Source organism: Pontibacter populi, from assembly GCF_019336435.1.
GTDB classification, from domain to species: Bacteria; Bacteroidota; Bacteroidia; order Cytophagales; family Hymenobacteraceae; genus Pontibacter; species Pontibacter humidus.
In genome coordinates, this window is record NZ_JAHWXQ010000006.1 from 87,758 (window position 1) to 112,576 (window position 24,819).

26 protein-coding genes are annotated in these 24,819 nt (G+C 45.9%); 12 read left to right on the plus strand and 14 right to left on the minus strand.

All coding sequences use genetic code 11. The features are described 5' to 3' along the window. Positions 1-57: 57 nt before the first annotated feature. From KYK27_RS16895 to KYK27_RS16905, 3 genes are all read left to right on the plus strand, one after another. Positions 58-1,200 carry a cysteine desulfurase family protein gene (locus KYK27_RS16895; protein WP_199111485.1) on the plus strand — a complete coding sequence of 381 codons (1,143 nt, stop codon included), beginning with the start codon at positions 58-60 and terminating at the stop codon, positions 1,198-1,200. An 81-nt stretch (positions 1,201-1,281) separates the two neighbouring features. Continuing rightward, positions 1,282-1,863, plus strand: coding sequence for a TIGR00730 family Rossman fold protein (locus tag KYK27_RS16900; RefSeq protein WP_199111486.1), 582 nt, complete (start codon positions 1,282-1,284; stop codon positions 1,861-1,863). 15 nt (positions 1,864-1,878) lie between these two features. Then, positions 1,879-2,385 carry a hypothetical protein gene (locus KYK27_RS16905; protein ID WP_199111487.1) on the plus strand — a complete coding sequence of 169 codons (507 nt, stop codon included), beginning with the start codon at positions 1,879-1,881 and terminating at the stop codon, positions 2,383-2,385. Between the two features lie 68 nt (positions 2,386-2,453). On the opposite strand, the gene hemH is transcribed toward KYK27_RS16905, so the two are convergent. Further along, positions 2,454-3,482, minus strand: a complete 1,029-nt coding sequence (gene hemH / locus KYK27_RS16910; protein ID WP_199111488.1) for a ferrochelatase — start codon at positions 3,480-3,482, stop codon at positions 2,454-2,456. A 219-nt stretch (positions 3,483-3,701) separates the two neighbouring features. Here hemH and KYK27_RS18465 point away from each other — a divergent pair, with 219 nt between their 5' ends. From KYK27_RS18465 to KYK27_RS16920, 3 genes are all read left to right on the plus strand, one after another. Next, complete coding sequence (locus KYK27_RS18465) at positions 3,702-3,827, plus strand: hypothetical protein (protein WP_255532195.1); 126 nt, start codon at positions 3,702-3,704, stop codon at positions 3,825-3,827. Between the two features lie 3 nt (positions 3,828-3,830). After that, entirely contained in the window at positions 3,831-4,844 is a 1,014-nt protein-coding gene (locus tag KYK27_RS16915; protein WP_199111489.1) for a dipeptidase, read from the plus strand. A 224-nt stretch (positions 4,845-5,068) separates the two neighbouring features. Then, positions 5,069-5,728: a hypothetical protein gene (locus KYK27_RS16920; protein ID WP_199111490.1), complete on the plus strand. Its 660-nt coding sequence runs from the start codon at positions 5,069-5,071 to the stop codon at positions 5,726-5,728. An 11-nt stretch (positions 5,729-5,739) separates the two neighbouring features. Here the strand turns inward: KYK27_RS16920 and KYK27_RS16925 are convergent, their stop codons facing one another. The 4 genes from KYK27_RS16925 to KYK27_RS16940 all read right to left on the minus strand — a co-directional run bounded on the left by KYK27_RS16925 (position 5,740) and on the right by KYK27_RS16940 (position 10,442). Beyond that, the gene (locus KYK27_RS16925; RefSeq protein WP_199111491.1) at positions 5,740-6,306 is read right to left on the minus strand and encodes a DUF4142 domain-containing protein; all 567 of its coding nucleotides are present in this window, start codon (positions 6,304-6,306) and stop codon (positions 5,740-5,742) included. Between the two features lie 117 nt (positions 6,307-6,423). Continuing rightward, on the minus strand, positions 6,424-8,739 hold the full coding sequence (locus tag KYK27_RS16930) for a M20/M25/M40 family metallo-hydrolase (RefSeq protein ID WP_199111492.1): 2,316 nt from the start codon (positions 8,737-8,739) through the stop codon (positions 6,424-6,426). Positions 8,740-9,031: 292 nt separating this feature from the next. Beyond that, complete coding sequence (locus KYK27_RS16935; protein WP_199111493.1) at positions 9,032-9,817, minus strand: TerC family protein; 786 nt, start codon at positions 9,815-9,817, stop codon at positions 9,032-9,034. Between the two features lie 127 nt (positions 9,818-9,944). Then, positions 9,945-10,442 carry a YajQ family cyclic di-GMP-binding protein gene (locus KYK27_RS16940; protein ID WP_199111494.1) on the minus strand — a complete coding sequence of 166 codons (498 nt, stop codon included), beginning with the start codon at positions 10,440-10,442 and terminating at the stop codon, positions 9,945-9,947. Positions 10,443-10,753: 311 nt separating this feature from the next. On the opposite strand from KYK27_RS16940, the gene KYK27_RS16945 reads away from it, so the two are divergent. After that, complete coding sequence (locus tag KYK27_RS16945) at positions 10,754-11,185, plus strand: GNAT family N-acetyltransferase (protein WP_199111495.1); 432 nt, start codon at positions 10,754-10,756, stop codon at positions 11,183-11,185. A gap of 781 nt (positions 11,186-11,966) precedes the next feature. Here KYK27_RS16945 and KYK27_RS16950 read toward each other — a convergent pair. The 6 genes from KYK27_RS16950 to KYK27_RS16975 all read right to left on the minus strand — a co-directional run bounded on the left by KYK27_RS16950 (position 11,967) and on the right by KYK27_RS16975 (position 17,235). After that, positions 11,967-12,473 carry a GDYXXLXY domain-containing protein gene (locus KYK27_RS16950; protein WP_199111496.1) on the minus strand — a complete coding sequence of 169 codons (507 nt, stop codon included), beginning with the start codon at positions 12,471-12,473 and terminating at the stop codon, positions 11,967-11,969. Further along, complete coding sequence (locus KYK27_RS16955) at positions 12,463-13,539, minus strand: DUF4401 domain-containing protein (protein WP_199111497.1); 1,077 nt, start codon at positions 13,537-13,539, stop codon at positions 12,463-12,465. The genes KYK27_RS16950 and KYK27_RS16955 overlap by 11 nt, the downstream gene beginning before the upstream one ends. 1 nt (position 13,540) lies before the next feature. After that, positions 13,541-14,491 (minus strand): DUF2157 domain-containing protein, encoded by a 951-nt coding sequence (locus tag KYK27_RS16960; protein ID WP_199111498.1) that lies wholly within the window; start codon positions 14,489-14,491, stop codon positions 13,541-13,543. Positions 14,492-14,549: 58 nt separating this feature from the next. Next, a complete protein-coding gene (locus tag KYK27_RS16965) occupies positions 14,550-15,176 on the minus strand; it encodes a HEAT repeat domain-containing protein (protein WP_199111499.1) in 627 nt (208 codons plus the stop codon). A gap of 1 nt (position 15,177) precedes the next feature. Next, the gene (locus KYK27_RS16970) at positions 15,178-16,569 is read right to left on the minus strand and encodes a CPBP family intramembrane metalloprotease (RefSeq protein WP_199111500.1); all 1,392 of its coding nucleotides are present in this window, start codon (positions 16,567-16,569) and stop codon (positions 15,178-15,180) included. A gap of 138 nt (positions 16,570-16,707) precedes the next feature. Continuing rightward, positions 16,708-17,235 carry a DUF2911 domain-containing protein gene (locus tag KYK27_RS16975; protein WP_199111501.1) on the minus strand — a complete coding sequence of 176 codons (528 nt, stop codon included), beginning with the start codon at positions 17,233-17,235 and terminating at the stop codon, positions 16,708-16,710. A gap of 211 nt (positions 17,236-17,446) precedes the next feature. Between KYK27_RS16975 and KYK27_RS16980 the strand changes: the two genes are divergently transcribed. Next, positions 17,447-17,893, plus strand: a complete 447-nt coding sequence (locus tag KYK27_RS16980; protein ID WP_199111502.1) for a PepSY-like domain-containing protein — start codon at positions 17,447-17,449, stop codon at positions 17,891-17,893. Between the two features lie 175 nt (positions 17,894-18,068). On the opposite strand, the gene KYK27_RS16985 is transcribed toward KYK27_RS16980, so the two are convergent. Next, positions 18,069-19,310 carry an alpha/beta fold hydrolase gene (locus KYK27_RS16985; RefSeq protein WP_199111503.1) on the minus strand — a complete coding sequence of 414 codons (1,242 nt, stop codon included), beginning with the start codon at positions 19,308-19,310 and terminating at the stop codon, positions 18,069-18,071. Positions 19,311-19,493: 183 nt separating this feature from the next. Between KYK27_RS16985 and KYK27_RS16990 the strand changes: the two genes are divergently transcribed. From KYK27_RS16990 to KYK27_RS18595, 4 genes are all read left to right on the plus strand, one after another. Then, complete coding sequence (locus KYK27_RS16990; RefSeq protein ID WP_199111504.1) at positions 19,494-21,251, plus strand: ABC transporter ATP-binding protein; 1,758 nt, start codon at positions 19,494-19,496, stop codon at positions 21,249-21,251. Between the two features lie 70 nt (positions 21,252-21,321). Then, positions 21,322-21,963, plus strand: a complete 642-nt coding sequence (locus KYK27_RS16995; protein WP_199111505.1) for a hypothetical protein — start codon at positions 21,322-21,324, stop codon at positions 21,961-21,963. Positions 21,964-22,058: 95 nt separating this feature from the next. Continuing rightward, positions 22,059-23,120, plus strand: coding sequence for a J domain-containing protein (locus tag KYK27_RS17000; RefSeq protein ID WP_199111506.1), 1,062 nt, complete (start codon positions 22,059-22,061; stop codon positions 23,118-23,120). A 77-nt stretch (positions 23,121-23,197) separates the two neighbouring features. Further along, on the plus strand, positions 23,198-23,269 hold the full coding sequence (locus KYK27_RS18595; RefSeq protein ID WP_370583654.1) for a hypothetical protein: 72 nt from the start codon (positions 23,198-23,200) through the stop codon (positions 23,267-23,269). 39 nt (positions 23,270-23,308) lie between these two features. Here KYK27_RS18595 and KYK27_RS17005 read toward each other — a convergent pair whose 3' ends face one another. Further along, positions 23,309-24,112 (minus strand): alpha/beta fold hydrolase, encoded by an 804-nt coding sequence (locus KYK27_RS17005; RefSeq protein WP_317195950.1) that lies wholly within the window; start codon positions 24,110-24,112, stop codon positions 23,309-23,311. Between the two features lie 197 nt (positions 24,113-24,309). Then, on the minus strand, positions 24,310-24,795 hold the full coding sequence (locus KYK27_RS17010) for a hypothetical protein (protein WP_199111507.1): 486 nt from the start codon (positions 24,793-24,795) through the stop codon (positions 24,310-24,312). Positions 24,796-24,819: the final 24 nt, after the last annotated feature.

Below are 24,819 nucleotides of genomic sequence, written 5' to 3' on the forward strand. Positions count from 1 at the left end.
GCAACTTTTTTTAATACTTTAGTAGTTCGTTATATAGTAATGCAAACCTTTACCGACATGCGTGTATATTTAGATAATGCTGCCACCACTCCTTTAGATAAGGAAGTTTTTGATGCCATGGCCCCTTTTATGCTGGAACACTATGGCAACCCGTCTTCTATCCACTCGCATGGCCGGGAAGTAAGGGCAGCTATTGAGAAAGCACGTAAAACGGTGGCCTCGTTACTAAATACCTCCCCTGCCGAGATCTTCTTTACATCAGGTGGCACTGAGGCTGACAACTCTGCTTTGGTTTGCACTTGCCGCACCTTTGGTATAAAACACGCTATCAGCACCAAACTGGAGCACCACGCGGTGTTGCATAGTATGGAGATGCTGGAGAAGCAGGATGGCGTACAGGTAAGCTACCTTCGCCACGATGAGCGCGGCAACCTTGACCTGGAGCAACTGGAAGAACTATTGGCCAGCCAGCCGCAAACTATAGTTTCGATCATGCATGCCAATAACGAAATTGGCAACCTGAATAACATCGAAGCGATTGGGGAGATCTGCAAAAAGTATAACGCCATTTTCCATTCGGATACGGTGCAGACCATGGGCCACTATAAACACGACCTGCAGACGCTGGGCGCTAATTTTATAGTTGGTTCGGCGCATAAATTCCATGGTCCTAAAGGCGTTGGTTTCCTGTACTGCGATGCTAACTATAAAATACAGCCACTGATTCAGGGCGGCGCTCAGGAGCGCAACATGCGTGGCGGCACCGAAAACGTGTACGGCATTATTGGCCTGGCTAAAGCGCTGGAGATTGCGTACCGCGACATGGACGACCATACACGCCATATTCAGAGCCTGAAAGACAGGATGATCTTTAAACTGCGCGAGCAGATGGAAGATGTAAGCTTTAACGGGCTGTCGGAGTTTGGAGACAAGAGTTTGTATACCGTATTGAATGTTAGCCTGCCTGCATCCGACATGAACGAGATGCTGTTGTTCAGCCTGGATATTGCTAAAATATCAGCCTCGGGTGGTAGCGCCTGCAGCAGTGGTGCCAATGCCGGTTCGCATGTACTGCGTGCCCTTAACGTTGATCCTGCGCGTGGTTCTGTTCGTTTCTCTTTCAGTAAATACAACACCGACGCTGAGATTGATTACGCCGCAGAGACCTTAGCAAAAATGTATAATAAGGTAACGGCCTAAAAACTGTAACTGTAAACTATAAACAGAGCTCCGTCAGAAATGGCGGAGCTTTCCTTTTCCCGGTTTTTAAATTCAAAAGTAATGAGAAGTATAGGCGTTTTTTGTGGGGCAAACACAGGCCAGGACCCGGTATATAGCGAAGCATCAGCCGCATTGGGCAAATTAATGGCCGAGCAAACTATAGCTATCGTGTATGGTGGTGGCAATGTTGGGTTAATGGGTATAATAGCAGATGCTGTGCTGGAACACGGAGGCAAAGCAATTGGTGTGATTCCGCAAAGCCTGGTAGACCGTGAAGTTGCCCATACGGGCCTGCACGAACTACACGTGGTAGAAACCATGCACGAGCGTAAAGCTATTATGGCCGCCCGCTCCGATGCCTTTATCGCCATGCCAGGCGGCTTCGGCACATTTGATGAGATCTGTGAGATCATTACCTGGAACCAACTGGGCATTATTAAAAAGCCGGTGGCCTTCTATAACATCAATGGCTACTATGATAGATTCTTTGAGATGATCAGCCATACGGTTGCGGAAGGATTTGTAAAAAAAGATCAGCTGGACAAGCTTATAATAGAAGCTGATCCTGTTATATTGCTGCAAAAAATACGTGCGTTTTCTGACGCTTCTTCAGATTACTGGGTCGACTTTAAACGAATCTAACCACCCTAAGAAAAATTGAGCCTCCCTGTTTACCAGAAAGCGGTTGTAAAGTATAAACTGCTTTTGCTTGTCGTGTTCTTATTGCCCTTGTCTGCGTTAAAAGCACAGGATGTATTTTCGGTAGGTCCAGCCTTTCATTTTAATTTTGGCGATAAAAAGCCTAAGATAAGCTGGGGCGTAGAGGCATCGTTGTGGTGGTACGAGAATAATAATGTCCCGGTAAGTGCCAATTTGGGTTTTGATCACCGAAAAGGAAGCACAATACTATATACCCAGGCACAAACCGGCGTTGCCCTTGCCGGCATTTCTGCAGGGCCATACATAGAGTTCAGAAAGGAAGAACCAACTATAGTTGGCCTGCAAACCGATTATTGGGTGAACTATTACCTGGGCCTGAACTATAGAGTGCGTTATAACAAAGAGGGAACTAAGAAAGCCTTTGGCCTTTACATTAAAGCCCCAATAGTTACTGATCCTGAAGAGAACAGTGATGGTGACGATTGGGATTGGGACTGGGACTAACCAGCAACTATAAAAAAGGCCGGTAACTGCGAAAGTTACCGGCCTTTTTTATAGTTCAGATGCTGATTTTAGTTTTCCAGCACCAGCGATTTTACTGCTTCTACCCAGGTATCGTTTGAGTTCAGGCTTTCTACAAGCTGCCATTTCTCGCCGCCGGCGTGCTCAAACATTTCCTTAAATTCTTCGCCTACTTCTATAGTTGTCTCCAGGCAGTCGGCTACAAAGGCAGGGCTAAATGCCAGCACTTTTTTGATACCTTTTGCAGGAAGCGTTTTCAGGACTTCGTCGGTATATGGTTGCAGCCACGGGTCTTTTAACAGGCGGCTCTGGAAGGTAACTGTGTACTGGTCTTCGCTTATGCCAAGCTGCTCGGCTAATAACCGTGATGTTGCAAAGCAGGCAGCACGGTAACAGTATTTATTGCGCTTGTTATAGCTATTGCAGCACGTGCCCAGTTTACAATAACCTTTATCGCTGCCCTTTAAAACCTGTCTTTCCGGCAAACCGTGGTAGCTGAAGATCACATGATCATAAGTATCCTGTGCCATATGCTGCTTGCCTAGTTCAGCAAAGGCATTTATAAAGCCCGGATCATCGCAGAAAGAAGAAATAAAGTTTATGCTCGGGATAACCCACCACTCTTTTACGATCTCCATTACCTTATCCTGCACCGACCCCGTGGAAGCTGCCGCATATTGCGGGAACAGTGGTAACACGATAATCCTGTCTACACTTTTATCGCGCAGCTCTTCTAAAGCACTTTGTATACTAGGGCTCTGGTAACGCATACCAAAAGCTACATGGTAATTATCGCCGAGGGCAACCTGCAATTTCTCTTTCAGGTCTATGCCATGATAAAGCAACGGTGAACCACGTTCAGTCCAAAGCTCTTTGTAAACCTTTGCCGACTTTGGAGCCCGGAAAGGAGCAATCACACCATTTATCAGGAAAAAGCGCCCAACCGGGTTTATATCAATCACGCGTCTGTCCATCAGGAATTCGCGCAGGTATTTTCTTACATCAGGGGTTTCTGCTGTGTCCGGAGTGCCGAGGTTTACCAGTAAAACGCCTATTTTACCTATATTTTTTTTGCTCATGTAAAGTATAGATGCTTATCAGCTTCAAAGATACAAACTATAAATCTATCAGTTTTATGAGAAATATCACTGTTCTTAAACAGCATGTACTGCTTATTAAAAATTAAGTACGGAAAATGTTTATACTTACAGCAACTATAAGTACCAAACAACTAAGCCATAAACTATAAAAACCGGTATTGCTTCGGCCTGGATCAGAACAACTATAGTTGGTATAGCATGCCCGGACTAAACTACCAGCTATGGTTTAAGAGTGCAACTATAAATGGCATTACAAACTATAACCTGAAGCCACCCGAACATAAAAACGCTTGCTTGCCGTATTACAACCCAAACAAACCGTAACCTATGAACTCTCCAACTCCTGCTCAGCTTCCTATCATCGACCTGCACTGCGACCTGTTAGTTTACCTTACCGATGTGCCGGGCTCGACACAGGACAATATGGAAGAAATTGGCTGCTCGCTGCCCTCGCTAACCCAGGGAAACCTAAAGCTGCAGGTAATGGCCATTTACTGCGCTACCGAGCCAGGCAGCACCGACTATGCCAAAAAGCAGAGCGAAGCATTTAAACTGTTAGCCGAATCTGATAATTGCCTAACAACGGTTACCAACCCACAGGAACTACAGCAGGCCTTACAGTCAGATACAACCGGCATGGTAGCAGCCATCGAAAATGCTTCCGGGTTTTGCGAAGAAAACGAACCGCTGGAAGATGGGTTTAAGAAACTGGAAAAGATGATTGAGGATGTGGATCGCGTACTCTACATCAGTATGACCCATAGTTTGGCCAACCGTTTTGGTGGCGGCAACTATACCACGCAGGGCATTACCCGCGACGGAAAAATGCTGCTCGACTACATGCACGGCCGCCGCATTGCTATTGATATGTCGCATACAAGCGATACACTGGCCTATGATATCCTGGAGCATATTGATAAAGAAAACCTGGACATTCCGGTTATGGCAAGTCACTCTAACTTCAGGCAGGTGTGGGAACATGCGCGCAATTTACCTACTGAACTTGTGCAGGAAATTTTGCGCCGCAACGGACTGATCGGCATGAACTTCCTGAGGTCTTTCCTGAACACGGATAATCCTGAAGCAATATTTGAGCACATCAGGCATGGCTTTGCAAACGGTGCGGAGGATGCTATTTGCTTTGGGGCTGATTACTTTTATACCACCGACGAAAAGTACGCTGATCAGCAGCCTTTTTACTTCCCTGACCTGCTGCACGCCGGCGTAAGCTATAGTTACATCCTGAAAGAACTGCAGCAACAGCTTACCAAAGAGCAATTACAAAAGCTGGCTTACAAAAATGCACAACAGTTCTTTGAGCGAATCTGGGCTACACCCTAACAGGGCCTAAACTATACTTTCACGAAAAATAACAACTATAATAAAAAACGCAACAAATTATATATCAAACGCTTACAATTCATCGTTAAAAATATATACTGCAGTTTACCAAACTTTCTATATAGAAGGGTTGCCATATCTCAGGAAATCCCGTATACGCTCAACAGCCTTTTCAAACATAGTCATGCTATACAATTGAGTTTCGTACATTAAGCCGAACCAACATGGATACTCCGGAATATTCGCCTTACTACGTTCAGATAAATGAACTCTACATCGATACAGTAGTAATCGACGATACGGAGTTTATAACCCTGTGGTGCTTTACCATGTTGGATGATGAGTACAAATTCATTTACCTGGGCTGCGACTTTACGCAGTTTAACCAGATACTATTGGCAGCCGGCGAAAAAGGCAAAGAGATATCGCTGCACCTGGCCAACATCCTCAATAAACCCTACGACATACCAACCTTAATACCAATAAAAGAACAGTTTGATGAATATCTCGAACTGCTCGGCTTTGATATTATAGTGTATGAGCCAATGGCTGTGGAAGATGACATGGAAATTGATTTTGATGACGACGATGACACGCCGATTGAAGAAATATTTGGTGCCCGCCAAAACAAAACATCGCAGAAATACCTGATTTACCAGCTCGACAAACTATATCCGTCTAAAGTATTTGAGCCCGAAAAACTGGCTAAAGATAAACTGACCGAGTGCTTTGAAGATGACTCGCTGGAACTAGCCCAACTATACTACGATTACCTGAACGCGATCGAAAACGGCTACGAAGAGGCTGAAGCCCGACAGGTAGCAGGCCTGGAGCGCGAACTGTTCTTCAGAATGGCCCGCAAAGCCTCAGAGCTCTGGAGCTAAAATTCCTCAAACTATAGTTTTTCCACTTCTGTAACGGTATCTGCCTCAGCATAAAACTGTAGCTGGCTACGCAGGCGCGTCCGCATAGTATTCAGCCACTGGCGCAACGCCGGGTCTTCGGTTTCGCTTAATGTTTCCTGGTAACGGTTTAACTGGGCTTTATGGTTAAGCATAAGGTATTCCAGGTAACGCTTCTCAAACTCCTTTCCTTCCAGCAGTTTAAATTCCTCAACCATTTCTTTATCGGAGCCGGTGAGGCTATCCGGCAATTGTATGTGCTTATACTTTTCCGCTATCCTGCGCAGTCTTGTCAGTGCTTTTGAGTGAATGACAAGGGCACTATCGGCAAAAGTAAGCACCATCGAATCCTGAGACTTTTCGGAGGCCAGTTTACTTAACTCGGTTTGCAGCATACTGGTACTGGCAGCATAATCCCAGAACATGGGGCTTGGTTCGTGCCTGTCCAGGGTGTAGGTTACTTCGGTGGTGTCGCTTTGAGTGGTTCTCCGGTTGTCGCAGGCCGGTAGAAAAAGTAATATAAGACCTAAAGCAAAGGGTATCAGCTTATTTGTAAACATGGTGGTGTCGCGGGTTTAACTCTTATAGTACGCAGCCGGCAGCGTAAGTTTATCTATAGTTCTAATTCCACAGAAAAGTACAGCTATACCTTTACAAGCTTAAAACACGCTCGTTTATCAGAAACTATAGCTCTTCCTGACTATAGTCAGGTTACTGTCGCGGCCCTGCTCCGGCACTACATGGGCTGGCCGTGGTTTACGAACAAGCTGATTTGGCAAGCCTATAGTTTGGTCGTAAAGCAACACATTAAGCTTACTGTCCTTACGCATCTTAATATCCAGCATCACTTCTTTGGAAATTGGCAAGCCATGCACACGCAAGAAGTAGAATGTTGCTGTATCAGTTTTAATGGGTTGTAAGGGCAGTGCTTCACCGTTCAGGTTGGCTTCTATAGTTTCATCCGGGTTTTGGGGCTGCAGGATTATTTCCATGTGTGCGGCTCCTGCCGGGGAGCTTAGTTTTAGCTGCAGGAAACGGTCTGCGCCAATAGGTACCTCCTGCGCCAGTTCAGCCACCGGAGCCTGCAGCTTTATAGTTTCAGCTTCGTTTTTCAGGTATTCGCGGGCAGCTATCGGATAAATTTCGAAAAGCGGCGCTGTTGTTGGGTTCGGGAAAAACTGCTGATTCCAGTCGTCGGTTTTTGTAAACGCTGATGCCCAGATGGCTTTATTTGTATCAGCATTAAGGTAATAACTCACGTGGCTGTGCAGTGGTCTTTCAGCGGTTGGTTCTTCGCCGGCCACCGCCTGCGTAATATGTACCGCGCCTGCCAGCAAAAGCAAAAGGGGCAGCAAAGGCAGAAATCTCCAGCTAAAACTACGCTCCAAAACTACCAGCAACGGTACAGCAAGCCCAAGCAGCAAGAGCAGCACAGCCACCATAGCCACAGGCAATTGCAGGGCAAAAATGACAAACAGGAGCTTAACGATCGGGAAAACTATGCATATGGCCGGCAACAGGGCCAGCAGCATCACGATAACATACTGCCAGCAAATCTCCTCCCGTTGGTGCAGATCTTTCAGCAATACCACCAAGGTACCAGCCAGGCAGAACAGCAATGGAAACAGGAACAGGTAAGAAACCGAGGGAACTATAAATAATACTACCAGCAACACCGCAAACCAAACGAGGTAAACACCCAGCAGCAACGAAAACAAACATACCCACCTTAGGGCCAGCCAGGTCAGCAGCATAAACAAGCCCAGCGCTAACAGCAGGTAAGCCATAAAAAAACTATTGCTGCCATACACGCCGTTCTGACTATGTGTATAGGGCAGTAAGCCGGTTACAAAAGCATTCAGCGGTATAAACAACCCGGCAACTATAGCCATCATCAAAAGATACAACATAAAGCTACCTGCCACTTGTAGCATCGTGAATGCTTTCCGCTTCAGCCCAACTATAAGAACTATAAGCAGCAGCACCGAGGCAAGAACTACCCAAACTATAGTTTGCCAAGCCGGGTAATGCACCAACCAGGTTCCGATAGGGTTAAAAAATACTTTGTCTGCTGATTTGGTGTTCTCTAACGGGATATTGCCGAAGTGGCGGGCCAGTGCAAGCATGTTGCTACCGTGGTGCTGCAGGCTGTTCCTGTCCAGGTTTTCGGGCGAGTCGGTTAGTTTATGGTAGTGCACAAAGCCATCTACAAAAGCCGAGTTAACACCTGCGTAGTCTGCCTTCCGGAACACGGTAAAATCGGTATCGTTGGGCATTTTGCGGTACACTTCGTAAGCCAGCGAGTTAGCGATGGGATAAGGAACGGCGGCGGAAAACTGTTCTATCACCCAGCCATTTTCAGGGCTTATCTCGAAGGTCATGCTCGGGCCGCTGTTGCCCCGTGCCTCCACATTAACTATAATACCAACCTCTTTTGCCCATGGGTGCTTTAAAAAAGCTTTGGCGCCATACAAACCATACTCCTCCCCGTCCGTCATCAAAAAGATCACATCATTCTGCAGCGGCTTTCCTATTTTAAGAGCTCTGGCAGTTTCCAGCATGGCGGCTATGCCTGCCCCATCGTCGGCAGCGCCCAGCGTATTTGGTTGCGAGTCGTAATGGGCCATCAGCAACACCGCTTTGCCCTTGCCCTGCCCTTTTAGCCGGCCAACTATATTATACACATATCCCGCCTGCGTTGCACTTACCCCATCATTTACAACTATAGCTTCCTGAACTTCGGGCTGTAAGCCCAGCTGCTGCATCTGGCTGAATAGGTAGTTGCGCACTTCAGCATGGGCTGCGGTGCCCATGGCGTGTGGCTGTTTTGCTATTTGCTGTACATGCCCCATGGCCCGCAGTGCCGAAAAATCAGTGGCAGGCGCACTGGCCGGCAATGCCTCCGGCGCCCGAACCAAATAAATACTGAGCAACGCAAAACCGGTAAGCGCTAACAGCAGAAATGTAGCAATGGCATAGTTACGATGGCGCATAGTATAATGTAGAGCATGTTTAAAATTCATCCTTTGCGCTGCAAACCATTCATAAAGGAACCTGACTTCATCTTTTTATCGCCACGTAGCGCTGCTATGCGGCTCAAAAAATATTTCGCCAGAACCCTTTCTGTCTGATTTTCGCATGCAAAAACGAAATTAAACATGCTCTTATCAGCAAAGTATATAGCTGTCCGAATATAACGATAATTCAGAAAATGAGGCTGTTAGTGTAAATAAAAAAGGCTTCCGGCATAGCGTACCGGAAGCCTTTTAATACACTTGATGCGTGTTATTCTATAATGGTATAGGCGTCGTCGTCTTTCAGATCGCTCTGACGAAGATGCACCGGTTCTGTTTTCTTTCGCAGTTTCATGTTCAGCATCTCTACCAGCAGCGAGAAGAACATCGCAAAATAGATGTAGCCTTTCGGTATCTCCACGTGGAAAGCTTCGGCTACCAGCATCACCCCGATCAGGAGCAGGAACGAAAGCGCCAGCATTTTTATAGTTGGGTGCTTGTTCACGAAATCGCTTACATACTTGGCAAACAGCAGCATGATAACCATCGAAATAATTACCGCTATGATCATAATCGTCACGTTATCTACCAGGCCAACTGCTGTTAAAATAGAGTCGAAAGAGAACACGATGTCGATGAGGATGATCTGAATGAGGATTTTGCCGAGTGTGACCGACTGTTTTGCAGTGCCATGTGTCTCCTCTTCGCCTTCCAGTTTGTTATGTATCTCGGTAGTACTTTTAGCAAGCAGGAACAGACCACCAGCAAACAGAATCAGATCCCGGATCGATACGTTCAGCACATCAGCTGTAAATGGCAGATCTAACGTAAACAGAGGCTCTTTTGCCTGCACAATGTAGCTGATAAAAAGCAACAGTATCACCCTGAATACAAGCGCCAGCATCAAACCTATCGTCCGGCCTTTAGCCTGTTGCTCTTTTGGCAGCCTGGCAACTATAATCGAGATAAACACAATGTTATCTATACCCAGCACCACCTCCATAAAGGTTAGCGTAAGCAAACTTATCCAGGTATCCGGGTTAGCAAAAATCTCCATATAGCAAATGGCTGATGATTAAATTGTTGAATAGTTGAAGGCCGGATAGTTGAATTGTTAGCTGTTGCGTGTTTCCTCGTTGGCAACTTCCCCAACAATCAGCAATTCAACATGCAGCAATTACGTTTTAGCTTTTCATGTTCACAAACTGCAAGGGCATCCCGATCTCTTCGGAATTCCCGCGCAGCACAGCTATTATCTGCTGCAGGTCGTCTATTTTCTTGCCGGTTACGCGTATCGTTTCGTCCATTATCGCCGCCGACACTTTCACTTTGCTGTCTTTTATCAACTTCATTATTTTTTTAGACGACTCCTTATCGATACCGGCTTTTACTTTGATATCTTTTTTGACCATGGCGCCGCTCTGGTAAGCTTCCTTCGAGAAATCAAGGGCAGTTGCATCCAGTCCCTGCTTCACCATCTTGCTCATCAGCACATCTTCGGCATGCTGCACGCGCATGTCGTTCTCCATCACAATCTTCACCTCGCTAGCCTTTTTATCGTATTCCAGGCTGCCTTTCGTGTCCCTGAAATCGTATCGGTTCATGATCTCTTTGCGGGCCACATTTACGGCGTTATCCATAACCTGCGGATCTACTTTGCTTACAATATCAAAAGATGCCATAGTTCTTCTTGTGCTTTATACTTTAAAAGTTGATTTACCTGAAATGAACTAACAAAGTTATTCCTAAATACTGAATTGTTATATTGCCGCATCACGATATTTACGTATTTGCAGAAAGGCTGCCCTGTAGTTGAAGGAAAGAACCAGTATAAGAATGGTCAACTATAGTTTCATCAGAGAAGTAAAGTTTACTTTGGGCGTGTCGGCAGGCCGTCGGGCTTTCGCCTGTACTCCTCGCTACCGCTGCGGGGTGCCGGCTCTATCCCTCACGCAAAAAGCCATCGTTTTATAAAAACAGTAATTACTAAACCATGCATATAACAGAGCCATCTACTCCAGAGCAATTCCAGCATTACTACCGCCTGCGTTACCAGACCCTGCGCCAGCCATGGGGCCAACCCGAAGGCAGCGAACGCGCTCCCGACGATGATACTGCCATACATGCCATGCTGGTTAACGATGCCGGCGAAACTGTAGGCGTATGCCGCATGCACCTGCAAACCCCACACGAGGCACAATTACGTTTTATGGGCATACACCCCGGTTACCAGGGAAAAGGATTAGGAAAGCTGCTGCTGGATTACCTCGAAGACAAAGCCCGAAGCATGGGAGCCCAGACTATAGTGTTACAGTCCCGCGAAAAAGCAGTTAGTTTTTATGAACGCAACGACTACCATGTAACTGAAAAAACCCACCTGCTTTTTGGCAGCATCCAGCATTATAAAATGGAGAAGCAACTATAGTTTCTCCCTATCTTTTAGACGTAAGGAAGAGTTTGGATACTATAGAATATGTTTTGTCATCCCAAATAAAGCCGAGGGATCTTATATGTCTTATAGTTCCTCTTTTGTCATTTCGAGTATAGCGAGAAATCTATCTCAGCCTATTGTTCACTACTCTACAATCTAAACCAAGCCCTTTCCTTCATAGCTACTTTCAATCCTGGGAGCTTTACTCATCTACAGTTTCAATCTGGCTTTAGTGCCCTCACGGCCGGGAGGCCTCGTCTTTGGGTATCGCGCGGTGTACATTTGCTTTGCTCCTAACGTCGCAATGCCTGACGGCACCAGAAATCTACAAGGCGCTCAACCCAAAGGCTGAGAAGTTTCTCATAGCTATAGTTTGTCTATAGTTTGAACCTGCTCGCTCCGAGATTGATCGAGGCTATAATTCCGAAGGGACAGGTGAACCTGTCCTGTTCGTGGACTATAACTATGTAGATTCAGATTTCTCCTTTCGTCGAAATGACAGCTTGGAAAGGAAGTAGCAGAAAGTCCCCCTTTGAAGGGGGCAGGGAGGATGACAAACAGTAACTATAGAATGAATACCACAAACCATTGCAATGACAGAATTGTCCCCTTGAGGGGACTATAGGGGTGTTAAAGCGTCAACTATAGAACGACACCTCAAACTATAGCAAAAGCCTAAAAAGCTCCCCGCCTTATACTATTGAATACGCAAGTTTGAAGGTAGCTAGCATAGCTCCGAAGGATGATTAAGCAACAACTATAACTATAGTTTAAATTACTCTCCCGCTCGCTTTGGCTTTAGTAACTGCCGGTTCTTATCATAAAGGCCTACCAAAATGCTGTTGCCTTCTCCTTCTACACGCAGGCCGCCATATTCTGCAGCTTCAAAAGTTTTAGCCTGACCTTCTTCAAAAAAGTAGGATTCTGCGCCAAGGTTAAGTGCCCAGTTACCTTTGTTGTATTTCAGCAGCAGTTCGCCATCGTGCAGCGGTTCTTTTTCGGGTTGATAGCGTACCAGCTGCGCTACCTGCTGCGCATCGAGTTTCACGATGGCATAACCCCTGCTCTTGAGTTTGTCCAGGTTTGGAGTCTGGCTGATGGCGTAGCTCAGGCGCATGTAATCGCCCTGCATAAGCGAGCGCGGGTCTACGGGTGCCAGTTTAAGCAATACCAGCTTACCGTTTTCCAGGGTATCTTCTTTCTGTACCACCGACCAGCTAAAAAGTGCCAGTACCAACACCAGGTTTACCAGCACAACTATAGTTTTCAGGTTATTTTGCATGGCTGCTGATGTAACGGTTCAGTAAGTATAGGCCACCTAAAAACAGGCAGCCGGTAAGCACCAGAATACCTGATTTTGCCAGCAGCGTGAGGTGTAAATTATAGTAATACAAAATGATAAAGTAGCCCAGCGCCAGCAAACCAACTATAAAACTAATCCGGTGCCCGATGTAAAAGCTAGACAACACGATAAGCAAAGCCCCGGCAATGCTGGGTGTACCTATAGTTGGCGCTAACATAATCAGGCAGCAGGCATAAACTATAGTTTGGGTTTTATAATCAGTAACAGCGTTTTCCTGCATTATGCGGCGTAACACAAACAATAAAGCAACTGCTAACAGTATAGTTGAAATCCAAACGTGATTAATTCTGTCTGCATCAAATTCCTGGTGTGATAAAAGGATAAGTACGCCAACCAGCGAGAAAACTAACCCCATGCGCACGGGACCATAAAGTTTGTTCAGTTTCGGGCTTTGTGAGATGAGTTTTGCCTCTAATAAGCTCAAATAAGTAAGTGTTGCCGCGGATAAACCTACAAACACATGCAGCAGATCCGGAAGATTAAAAATGTATGGCAGGCTCATTAAACTGCCATTCAGTACCAGCACCGATAAAAAAACCAGCACCGTACCTTCCGACACAAGTATAAAAACAGCCGCTATAGCTGCCAGGGTTAAAGCCAGTGTTGTATCATTGCTCAGTTCACTAACTCCCATCCCGAAAAGCAGGTAACCGGTAATGTTCAGTGATACACTTACAGAACTCAGCAAGAGGTCGTCGCGCAGGCGGTTTAATATTTCGGAGCCAACTATAAAAGCTACGCCAAACACCAGCATCGCTACATTAGAGTTATAAAGCCCGGTAGTAAACAGGAAGCCCATAAAAAAAAGCGTAGCCAGGAATCCCCCGAAAATGGTAAGCAGCTTTATGGGCAGGTTAGTGTAAAGCGATGAGCTGAAATGCGCCTCGGATTCAATTTTAGCAGCATCAAACGCGAAGCTATCGCCCTCCTGCTGTGCTATAGTTTGCAGCACGCGCTGCAGTTTATCGTTACTGAACTGTGCCATGCTACTTGCGGTTAATTTGAATGATGTTACGAATAAGCAGCGTGATGCTTCCGATCACAAACAGGCAGGCGAACAAGAACACGCCAACCGGATCAGACCCAGCCAGGCGTACAATGCCTGCAGCCACAACTATAATCAAACTGAAAGGAATAACGCTGAGGTAAAACAGGTCTCTGGTGCGGAGCCCGTGCCAGATGCCAGCCGAATAAGTAATTGCCGCCAGTATAAAACACAGTCCATAATCCACCCTGAAATTATCGTATATCGCCACAACCATGCTCATCGTCAGGGGCACAACAGCCGCCAGCGCCATCACCCTCGGAAACCGTTTGTGCGAACTCCGGATTATATTGCGCGCATGCAGCACTTCCCAAACTATAGCCGCTGCCGCATTTATCCCGAAAAGTATATTCACGACATAGTTGAACGGCATGTTGGTAGCTACCTGGTTAATGTAGAGTATAAACGTGGTGTTGATAAGCACTAACAATATAAGCCACAAGGGCTGGAATCGTGAAACCACTACCCAAAGCACCACACTCATCGTCCAGCCCAGGAAGAAGTCGTAGGCGTTGGCTCCGGTCTGGTAAATCTGTCCGAACACGGCAAATAGTACCCCGGTTAACATAACACTGGCCGTGAGTAGCACATTTTTCACCTCTTTGCTCCGGTTGCTGAACACGGCTGCCAACGTAACTATAAGCAGCAGAAACTCCAGTAAACCCAGCTTGAAGAATTTGTGCATATCGGCCCAGTTATAGGCGAAAAAGAATACGACACCGGCAACTATAAAACTCCCGCCAAGCCCCAGCAAAAACAGCTGCAGGAACTTTATCCAGTCTTCGGTACCGGTATATACTTTTTCTTTCCGGAGCCAGTGGGCTATGCTTTCTCCACGCCAGTTACTGTGCCGGGCAATGGTATAAATAAGATCACGGGTAATTTTCTGCATCTATTTAAATAGCTATACTATAGTAATTTACGAAATCAACTATAACGGATCAATATGCTTACTTCTGAAGTTTTTGCAGCACTTTGGTAAGCCGCCTGTGCTTGGCATCCTGTGTTACTTCAGGTAATCTTTCAGAAAGGATGCGGACCATTTCCAGTCTATAGTTGGGTGCAACTATAGTTGCGGTATTTTCGGCATAGGTTGGCAGTTGGTTTACAGGCGCATCTTTCAATTGGTCCAATAGCAGTGCAATACAATCGTCGGTGTAAGCGGGTATGGCTGCAAGTATGGTCAGTATTTTAACAGTGTGGTCCTTGGTGATAACCGAGCCTTTGGCAGCTGCATCCAGTATTGCGCTTAAATTGTTGTAAAGTATAGTTGGCGCCACCGGGGCAAGGGCGCTTAAAGCAGCCATCGCGCCCCACACCATGCGGTTGTTATTGTGCTGCAGCAACCCTACCAGTTCCGAAGTATAAGGCACCACCAGCTCCGGGCTCAGTTTGCCTGTCTCTTCCAGCACTTTTATGGCATCGCTCTGTATGTTTTTATCTTTGTGCTGCAGCAGGGAGACCAGTTCCGTTACAGCTGCGGCATTGTTGGCTTCGGCTATAGTTCGGGCCAGTTGTTTGTTCGGCTCTTCGTCGCGGCGGTTCAGGCTGGTGGCCAGTTTATCAATTACAGGCATCTTACTTTCTGAATTCTACCAGGGCCTGCTGTGTCATGATCATTTTAGATTGCAGGGCAAGGCCATATTTCTCTTGCAGCTCTGTCTTCAGTTCCTGGAAGCTCTTTTTACTGAAGGTAAAGTTATACCTGCCTGCTGCTGTTGTTTTATCGGCCAGCACGACGTTGTATTCTCTCTGCAGGGCAGTCAGCAGTTCGGCAACGGTCACGTTCTGCATTTCAATTCCTTTTCTATCCACCCTGACTTCCGATGTTTTGTCGCCTCTGCCAGATATATTGGCTGCCAGAGCTGTTATGTTCTCAACTTCCACATCCCACATTTCCTTTTCTACCTGAGCTTTGGTTACATCAAACTTATACAGTTTCTGCAGTTCGGAAAGGATGTCTGCTTTGGTTTTGTTCAGGTCCGGCGACTGGCTTTTATAGTACAGGTTCACCGCTCTTGTTAATTTACTGCCAGTGTTGTTTTGTACAGATACTTCTTCTATTTGAAGCAGTTGCGTGATCGCATCGTTTAGCTTTACGTTTTCAAAAGCTGCAGTATCATGTGCTAGCATGCTTTTGGAATCTGCCGTTTTATCATACCGAAAATGCTCTTCCACTTTCAGACTATAGTTTTCGTTGCTGATGTTCAGTTTTTCTTCCAGCTGACTCATAAACAAAAGCCCAGATCCCAGAAAAACAGCATTATGCGCCGCATGCAAAAAGAAGCCCCAGAAGAAGCCATACTTTACGCGCATATACCCTATCGACAAGCCTGCCCAGATCTGCGGCGCGATCAGTATAGGAATTAAAATCAGTGCCAGCGATGCATAATTAAAATTAGTATAGTTGGTAATGTGCACTAACCCGAAAAGCACAGCTACACTGTAAAACACTGTCGCATATACCCGTGGCCATACGCGTTCCAGAAATTCGCCGATTGCATAACTGTTCATCAGGTAAATCACCATCAGCACACCTAATACAAATGCCGCACCCAGTGCCCAGAGCAAAGGCATCATTTTAAAAGCAAAGATCCCTGCCGCAAACAGCAATACAAATAATAAAAAAGTGAAGTACCCTCTCCGGAACCTGAGCCCTGTTCTGAATATCAATTCCTCTGCAAATGGCACAATGATAATTCCCAAAAGCAAGGCTCCCCATAACGGAAAACTACGGACCAATTCAGCCACAGCATGCCCGTCGTATTTATGCCAGCCCAGCAATTCTACAAGGTTTATCAGTCCCATAAAAACAAACGTAAGCAACACATCGAGTACAAGCACTCCGAAAAGCACCTTCAGTTTACCCGGAACCTGCATATCAGGAACAGGCGTGTCAGAAGGATTGCGCAGAAAGCCGAGCAGGTCGGTGGCAGTTTGTTTCAGGTTTAGCGTAAATGTTTTAAGCATGTTTTCAGGGGTTTGTTACTAACTATAGATGGATTACTGCTTTCAATATAGTAAAATCCCTATACAAACTTGCGTTAAGGCAACAAAAAAACGGCAGCTGCTATAAAGCGACTGCCGTTCCTGTAGTTATTCCTTAAATTACTTCTTAGCTGTGGTAATTTTAACCGGTACAGCCATATCTTCCCAGCTCAACAGCAGCCCCTCAGAAGTTACATCATATTTCAGGCGCTCGTTCATGGTAGGCGCTTTGCGCGGGGTTACTGTTACGCGCAGGGCATCCTGCTTTTCATCGTATTGCGTACCCCACTGCTTGGCAGTTTTGTTGAAGATCACGGTCCATTTATCTTCAGCAGGTATAGTGTAGAAACTATAGGTTCCTGCTGCTAGCGGCTTTCCTTCTACCATCACGGCTTTATCAAAAGTAACCGTAGTAGCCTCGTTTGCACCAGAGCGCCAAACCTGCCCATAAGGCACTAACTCGCCCCAAATGGTACGGCCTTTAACCGACGGACTGCTATAGTTTACAGTTACCGTTGCATCGCCTACTTTACCGGTGGCGGTTGCAGGCGGGCTAGCCTTTGGTTTTGCGTCCTGTGCTATGGCGGTTGTCGTAATTACCATGGCCAGCAACAACATCAGGAAATTAAAAATACGCGTGTTCTTCATAATAATTTCTTTTAAAGTGAAAGTTAATAATGGTTTTTTACAAGCAACCTTTATCATACGAAACTAACGCGGAAGAGATATTGCAAAGTATAAAGCGGCCAAACTATAGTTGCGCTCGAAAGCCGTTCGTTTTTTCCTGCTCAGATTTCCTTCAGAATTGGGTAGTAAGTTTACAGCATTGATTCATTATTTAACTTAAAACCAATAGATTATGAAGACCCTATTATTTGCATTCATATTTGCAGGAAGTACCGCATTAGCCGTTAACGCACAGGATGTAGCTACCAAAGATGTACCTTCGGCAGTAGCATCTGCCCTTAACCAGAAGTTTGCCAATGCTACTGATCTTGACTGGGAAATGGATGGAACAAACTATGAAGCCGACTTTGACGTGAACCGCGTGGATCACAACGTACTCATCGACCCTTCCGGTAAAATACTGATGACCAAGCGCGACATTCAGAAAAAAGACCTGCCACAGGCTGTTAGCAATGCCATTAGCCAGAACCACAAAGGCCTTCGCCTCGACGACATGGAGCTGCTGGAAAAAGATGGCACCACCTATTACCAGGTAGAGCTGGATGACAAAGCCGGCGACAAAAAGCTTGTATTTACAGCCGATGGCAAAGAAGCAAGCAACATCACTTTCTGGGACTAACCCACAATTTTGATCATAAAAAGCGCCTGTAACTATAGTTGCAGGCGCTTTTTATTGCGTTTTATAGTTGTTCCCGAGGCTATAGTTTGGAACACTAAAAAACGCATGCATAAGTTAAACATCCTTTAGTAATAGCACTTATCTAGTATGATTAGGATATAAAGCACACTTTAAACTATTTTGTCTTTTTTAACTGGCTGATCTTCTCCAGGTTATTTTTGCTATTCTTAAGCGTAGATGTATCCTGGCTTATAGTTGCCAATTCAATGGCTTTGTTAAACTGCTGTTCAGCCAGCTTCAGTTTACCTTGTTGCATTAGGGCTTCACCATAGCTATCGAACGCGTTGGCCGACTCCGCAAACTGTACCGTGTTGTACTTAAAAATGAGAACTGCTACTGCCATACTTTCAGGCTTACTAAGTTGCTGGTAAGCAATTGTGTTTATAGTTCGCTCCCCGAAACCTGATGATTTTAAGGCTTCAAACACCAGTGCTTCTGCCTGTTTATCTTTCCGTTTTGAAAGGTAGGTAGTGGCTTCTGTTAACTTATTGCCTAGCTGGGCCATTTTAGCCTCGTGGTCCTCTCTGACTTTTTGCTTTGTAGCTGCCTGTATCACCTGGTTAATCGCGCTCACCACTAACTGCGGTTCTTCGCGATGAATATTATGTCCGCTGTTGGCTGTAACTATGTGCGCACCGCTGGTAAACTGACTAAAAAACTCACTATGCAGCTTTCTCCAGATCGCTACACCTTGTGGCTCATGTAAAAACAATTCCGGATTTGCTCTTTCCTGTACGGAGGTGAGCACAACGGCTGGCACCTGCGGCAATACCCCAAAATCCGGCAACACGGCTCTTTCAAATATCCCGTTAATCAACTCATTTTCCTGCTTAAACTTAGCCGGCATAAAGCTGTTCTGCAGTTCAACATCTTTCATGGCTTTGGCAGGATCAGCCTTTTTTAATTCCTGCATCATTTTCTCATGTGCCGGGTCTACAAACACCAACCCTTTTACTTTTTCAGGGTTTAGAGCAGCATACCCCCGAATAACGAATGCGCCATACGAATGCCCAACCAGGATAAACGGTGCTTTCAGGTTTGCCTTTTCGATGAGTGTAGTTAAACTGTGTACCGCCTGCTCCAGCGTCTGCGGATTTGGGTTAGGTTCCGACTTACCTGTTCCGGCCCTGGAGTAGAGCATTACCTGGCTGGTATTCATCACTTCAGAAGCCACATTGCCCCATACTTTATAGTCTGTTCCGAAGCCGGACTCGAAAATAACGGTATAGTCTCCTGAGCCAGCCTGTATCATTTCCAGCGAGTGGCCTCCGACATTTACCAGTTTAGTTTGTTGTGCTGTTGCCAGCGTCAGGCTTCCGAAGAAGAAAAGCAGGGGTAGAATCCTTTTGATGTTCATAGTTTTAGTTTGTAGGTGAAGTATAACCAGTACTGAGATTGGACTAAGCCAGCCGGTCAATATCTGTTAGATGCGATATATAAGAAGTAGGTTGCCTGACAGGAATTAAATCTGGAAGATGATGCTGAGCTGTATATATATCCGGATGGCTACGTACGTATAAGCCTTACTATTTTACTCTACATGCGCGTACTCTGGAATTACCTGCAGCCCCACCGCGGACTGGTTATAGTATCACTTGTTCTTGCCGGCATCAGCCAGATACTGGCCCTCGTCGATCCTATCATTTTTGGGGAGATCATAGACAAGTATGCCACGCCACCCTTTACCATGACCAGCGAAGAACGTGTGAGGGGCGCCTTGTGGCTAATGCTTTTGGCAGTTATAGTTGCGTTGCTCTCACGGCTGGCCAAAGCTTTCCAGGAGTATTTCACGAACCTGGTGGTGCAGAAATTTGGCGTGCAGATCTTTAACGATGGCCTGAAGCAAACCCTGAAACTATCCTACCAGGAGTATGCTGATCAGAACAGCGGCGAAACGCTTTCCATACTCCAACGTGTGCGACGCGACACCGAGCGTTTCATCAATGCTTTTATCAACATCCTGTTCTCGTCTATAGTTGGGGTGGGGTTTCTGGTATGGTATGCGGTAACCAAACACTGGGCGCTGGTTCCAATTTTCGTGATCGGTATTCTGGTATTAGGCGGATTAACCAGTTTGCTGAGTGCCAAAATCAAGACCATGCAGCGCTCCATCAACCGTGCTTCCAATAAAATGTCGGGTGTGATAACCGAGTCGTTGCGCAACATTGAGCTGGTAAAAAGCCTCGGCCTTACCTATCCCGAAATACGCCGCCTCAGGGAACATACTGAGCGTATCTTTCAGCTCGAAATGGCCAAGGTAAAACAGGTTCGGACGCTCTCTTTTTTGCAGGGCACGGCACTTAATTTGTTAAAACAATCCATTCTTTTCACGTTGCTCTGGCTCATTTTCCGGGATGTGCTTACGACCGGTGAGCTGATCTCGATGCAGTTTATTTCGGTAAGCATCTTTGGACCGCTGCAGGATTTGGGCACCATTATACTTACCTACCGCGAAGCTGAAGCATCGTTACAGAATTTTGACGAGTTGATGAACAAACCGGTAGAAACCCGACCGGAATCTGCCATAGACATCGGCCCGTTACAACAGCTGCGTTTCGAAGATGTGGTATTTCACCACAGAGGCGCAAAGCAAAATGCCTTGGATGGCATCTCGTTCGAAGCCAACTCCGGCGCTACGATTGCGTTTGTGGGCCCGTCAGGTTCGGGTAAATCTACGCTGGTAAAATTGCTGGTGGGCTTGTATAAACCGGTTAGCGGCGAAGTATACTATAACAACTACCCTACCCACGAGATCTGGCTGAACGAAGCGCGCCGGCAACTGGGCTTTGTTACCCAGGAAACCAACCTTTTCTCAGGAACTATAAAAGAGAACCTACAATATGTAAAACCCGATGCTACCGACAAAGAAGTGCTGACCGCGATGCAAAAAGCATCTGCCACTAACCTGCTGGCCCGTTCTGAAAAAGGCATCCATACACAGATTGGGGAAGGCGGCCTGAAAATGTCGGGTGGTGAAAAACAGCGTCTTTCCATTGCCCGTGCCCTTATCCGTAACCCGCGCCTGCTTATTTTTGATGAAGCCACCTCTGCCCTGGACTCGCTTACTGAAGAAGAAATTACCACCACAGTAAGAGAGATTTCCGCATCAAGAGAACAGATAACGATACTGATAGCGCACCGCCTGAGCACGATTATGCACGCCGACACCATTTTTGTGCTGGAGCGCGGAAAGATAGTAGAGCAGGGCAACCATGCAGAATTACTGGAGCAAAAAGGCCTGTATTATGCGATGTGGCGCCAGCAGATAGGGGAACGTAAGGTAGAATTGATAAGATAGCCTCAGCAGCGGTTGCTGCAACTTTAGCAGAAGCATGTCTGTATGCAACTATAGTTAATAAACTATACCTATGAAACTGATACTCACGAAATTATACCTGGCAGGAATTATATGCCTGTTGGCACTGGCCTCATGCGGCTCCGATTCGGCAGACGGCAACTATAACCGCACTGCAGATGATGATCTGATAGAAGAGCAGGTAGACAGCGACACCAAAAACTCCATAGACAGTGTAGCACAAGCCACTACCGAAGGCAACATCCTTTATCCGCTTCCGGACACCTTAACTAAGCTGCTGCAAAAGCGATCAAAGCCAACCAAAGTAGCAACCCTTACCGACCAGACTATGGCAAACAAGCGCTTGCAAATAGATAACCCACTTTTCCTGCGTGGTAACCTAAACGACAACAAAACTCCCGATTATGCAGTGCAGGTACTGCAAAACGACTCCATTCACATCATCGCGTTCCTGGATTATACCCAAAATGCCCGCGAAGTGAAAGTAGCTGCCTACCCTGCCCAACAACTGAACAACCAATACTATAGCACCTACCAGCTAAAGCTCGCCCCACAGGACTCGCTAGTGCGTAACCCACGCCAACAGAAACTGACGAACCTGAAAACAGATGGCATCTCGGTGATAAAAGATAACCGCACTACGATGTATGTATTGCAGAATGGCCGCTTTATCCCTTTCGATGCGCAGGAATAAACTATAGCTGGCAAACATGCTTCTAAAAACCGATTTATAAAACTGACAGGCATTAAAGAAGTATCTTTGTTGCATCTATCAGTCACAATTCCTGTATGCCCGCTTCCAACAAACCTGTTCCTAACCTAACGCCCCAGATTTCCACCTCTGCTGAGCGCAAGCTTAGTAAGCTGCAGCAGGAGTTTAACCAGAAGACGGAGCAGATAGAACTACTGAAAAAGGAGATAGCCACCCGTCGCGAAAGCATGAACCTGGCCCAGAAGCGCATTGAAAAGGAGCTACGCCCCATCATACTGCAACAACTGGAAAAGCGCGTGGAGTTAGCAAATTTATTAGACCAGGCTTTTTCCCTTCCCATCTTCAGTATCCGGGAGAAGTTAAAAATATCGGCCCTTATTGAGAACATCACTTTCGATCTGATCTCGAACTATGAGCGCAGGGATATGATTGAACTGCACGACCGCTACGCCGAGTACACGTATGCCGAACGCACTGCTTTCACTGCCGAAGACCCCGATGAAACTATAGCTGACGACGAACTAACTATAGAAGATGACTTTGATGACCTGGATGATTTTGAGCGCATACAGGCTCAACTGGACCGGGAACGTGAGCAACGTGAACAGGAAAAACAGAACCGCCAGAAGAATCGCAAAACCAAAGCGCAACGAGAAAAGGAAGCCCAGGCAAAAGCCGAGCTCAGCAATATCAGCAAGGCCAGCCGCCGTGTGTATACCGAACTCGCCAAACAACTGCACCCCGATAAAGAACAAGACGAAACCAAGCGCGCCTGGAAAGAGGAAGCCATGAAACGCGTAACCCAGGCCTATCACCACGATGACTTTTTTGAATTGCTGCGGCTGCAAATGGAATTTATGCAGGAACAAGGTCAGGCTTTGGATACCCTACAAGATGAGCAACTGCAATACTATGTCAAGATCCTGACCGATCAACTGGATGAGCTGAAAGCAGAATTTCAAGACTTAGCAAACGGCCCGGACGCTGGTTTTTACACCCGATTCTGCGGTTCTCCAAAACAGATGGACCAGAAATTTAAATCCGCCAAAGAAGACCTGACCCTCGAACTGGAGCAGTTAAAACAAAACGTCCGAACCCTGCAGGATGATCCGCAAATGATCAAGGTGATTCTGAAGTAAGATTGAGTACCGGTTTACGGTAATATCACTACTCTTTCGGAATTGTAATCCGGAAGAGGGGCTAAAATGCAGCTGAAATCGGGATGCACCTGGAAAAGGTATTCGAGCGTGAAGACTCGCCCTGGAGAATTTATCTGTATTCTATCTAAGTTGAGATCTGCCTATCACAGTCCAAAGGTTCCGGAGAACTATAATTGTACGTTCAGGTAATCTTCCATCACTTCAATAATCTCTAACGGAGCACTTAGGTTGGGGCAATGCCCGGTTGCTTTCAGCCTGACAAGAGTTGAGTCTTTAATATACTTATGTACATAGGCTCCTACTTCATCCGGTGCTATTACATCTTCGGCACATTGCATAATCAACGCCTCTGCTCTTAATTTAGGTAAGTCGGTCCTGTTATCTGAGAGAAAAGTCACTTTTGCAAATTGCTTAGCGATGTCAGAGTCTGTGTTGCAAAAGCTTCTTACAAGTTCTTCACCCAGAGAGGGAGTTTCAGGGTTGCCCATGATTAAGGGTGCAAACGTGTCGGCCCAGGTAAAGTAATCATGTTCCATGAATGCCAACATTGTCAGTACATCCGCACGATCAAATCCTCCTACATAATCACCATCATTTATATAACAGGGAGATGGACCAATCAATATCATTTTTTCAAAGAGTTGAGGCTCCTCAATGGCGCTTAGTACGCCCATCATGGCACTGACCGAATGTCCTACAAATATGATATCATCCAGTTCAAGTGTTTGACAAATTTCTACAATATCAGATGCATACCCGTTTAGCGTGCCATATTTGGTTTTATTGTAGGCAGTTGTATCTGAGTTACCCGCTCCTACATGGTCGAAAAGCAGAACCTTGTAATGCTGCTGAAATGCTGGTGTTACAAAGCGCCACATGGTCTGATCGCAACCGAAACCATGCCCAAACATGATCGTTTCTTCGCCATGCCCAAATAATTTTACATTATTCCTCTTGATTACATCCACCACATCAACTCATCAGCAGTTTAACAAAGCTGAACATAAGGTTATACGGCTCTGCAACAGGATTAATCCATTATTTAATAATATTCTACAAATATTAAATAAACTATCGCTTTTAAAGAAGCAAAACAGGTAGTTAGAATGAATGGAAGGCAAATAATATTTTTATTAGCTAGAATAGCGGCCACAAACGAGTTCTATGTCTAGGCTTGTGATAAAGGAGCTGTTAAATCCTTTATTTCCACCTGAAGTTCCTGAGCGAATGGCTCTAGTTTCAATAAAGCAATTTCTTTTGTGCTGTCCTGCGAAAGCAAGATCTTCGTCTCATCTTCCAGCCACAAAAAGCCATCAAAAGATGTAGAAGCGGTTTGTCTCCACGAGTGCCTTGAAGCTCGATGTATAGTTCTGTTCTTCTTTAAGAAAATACACTTCACACCAGGATAGGGCTCTTTTTTCCCGAACGTCTTTCCCAATACATTTACACCTAAGCAATAAGCACCTTCATAAAAATTTATTTCAAGGCATTTATAGAATAGAAAGGGAAGAATGCCAAAAGCAACAAGCATTAAGCCTGAATAGGGTTGGCTAAAGCTTAGCGCAGTTCCGCCTACAACTATAACTCCAGCACATATTTTGGTGCTTAACCCCATAGGCTCTGACAGTCTGTAACGTAGTAAAGGTGTTTTCATAACATCAAGTTATCATTCTATAGC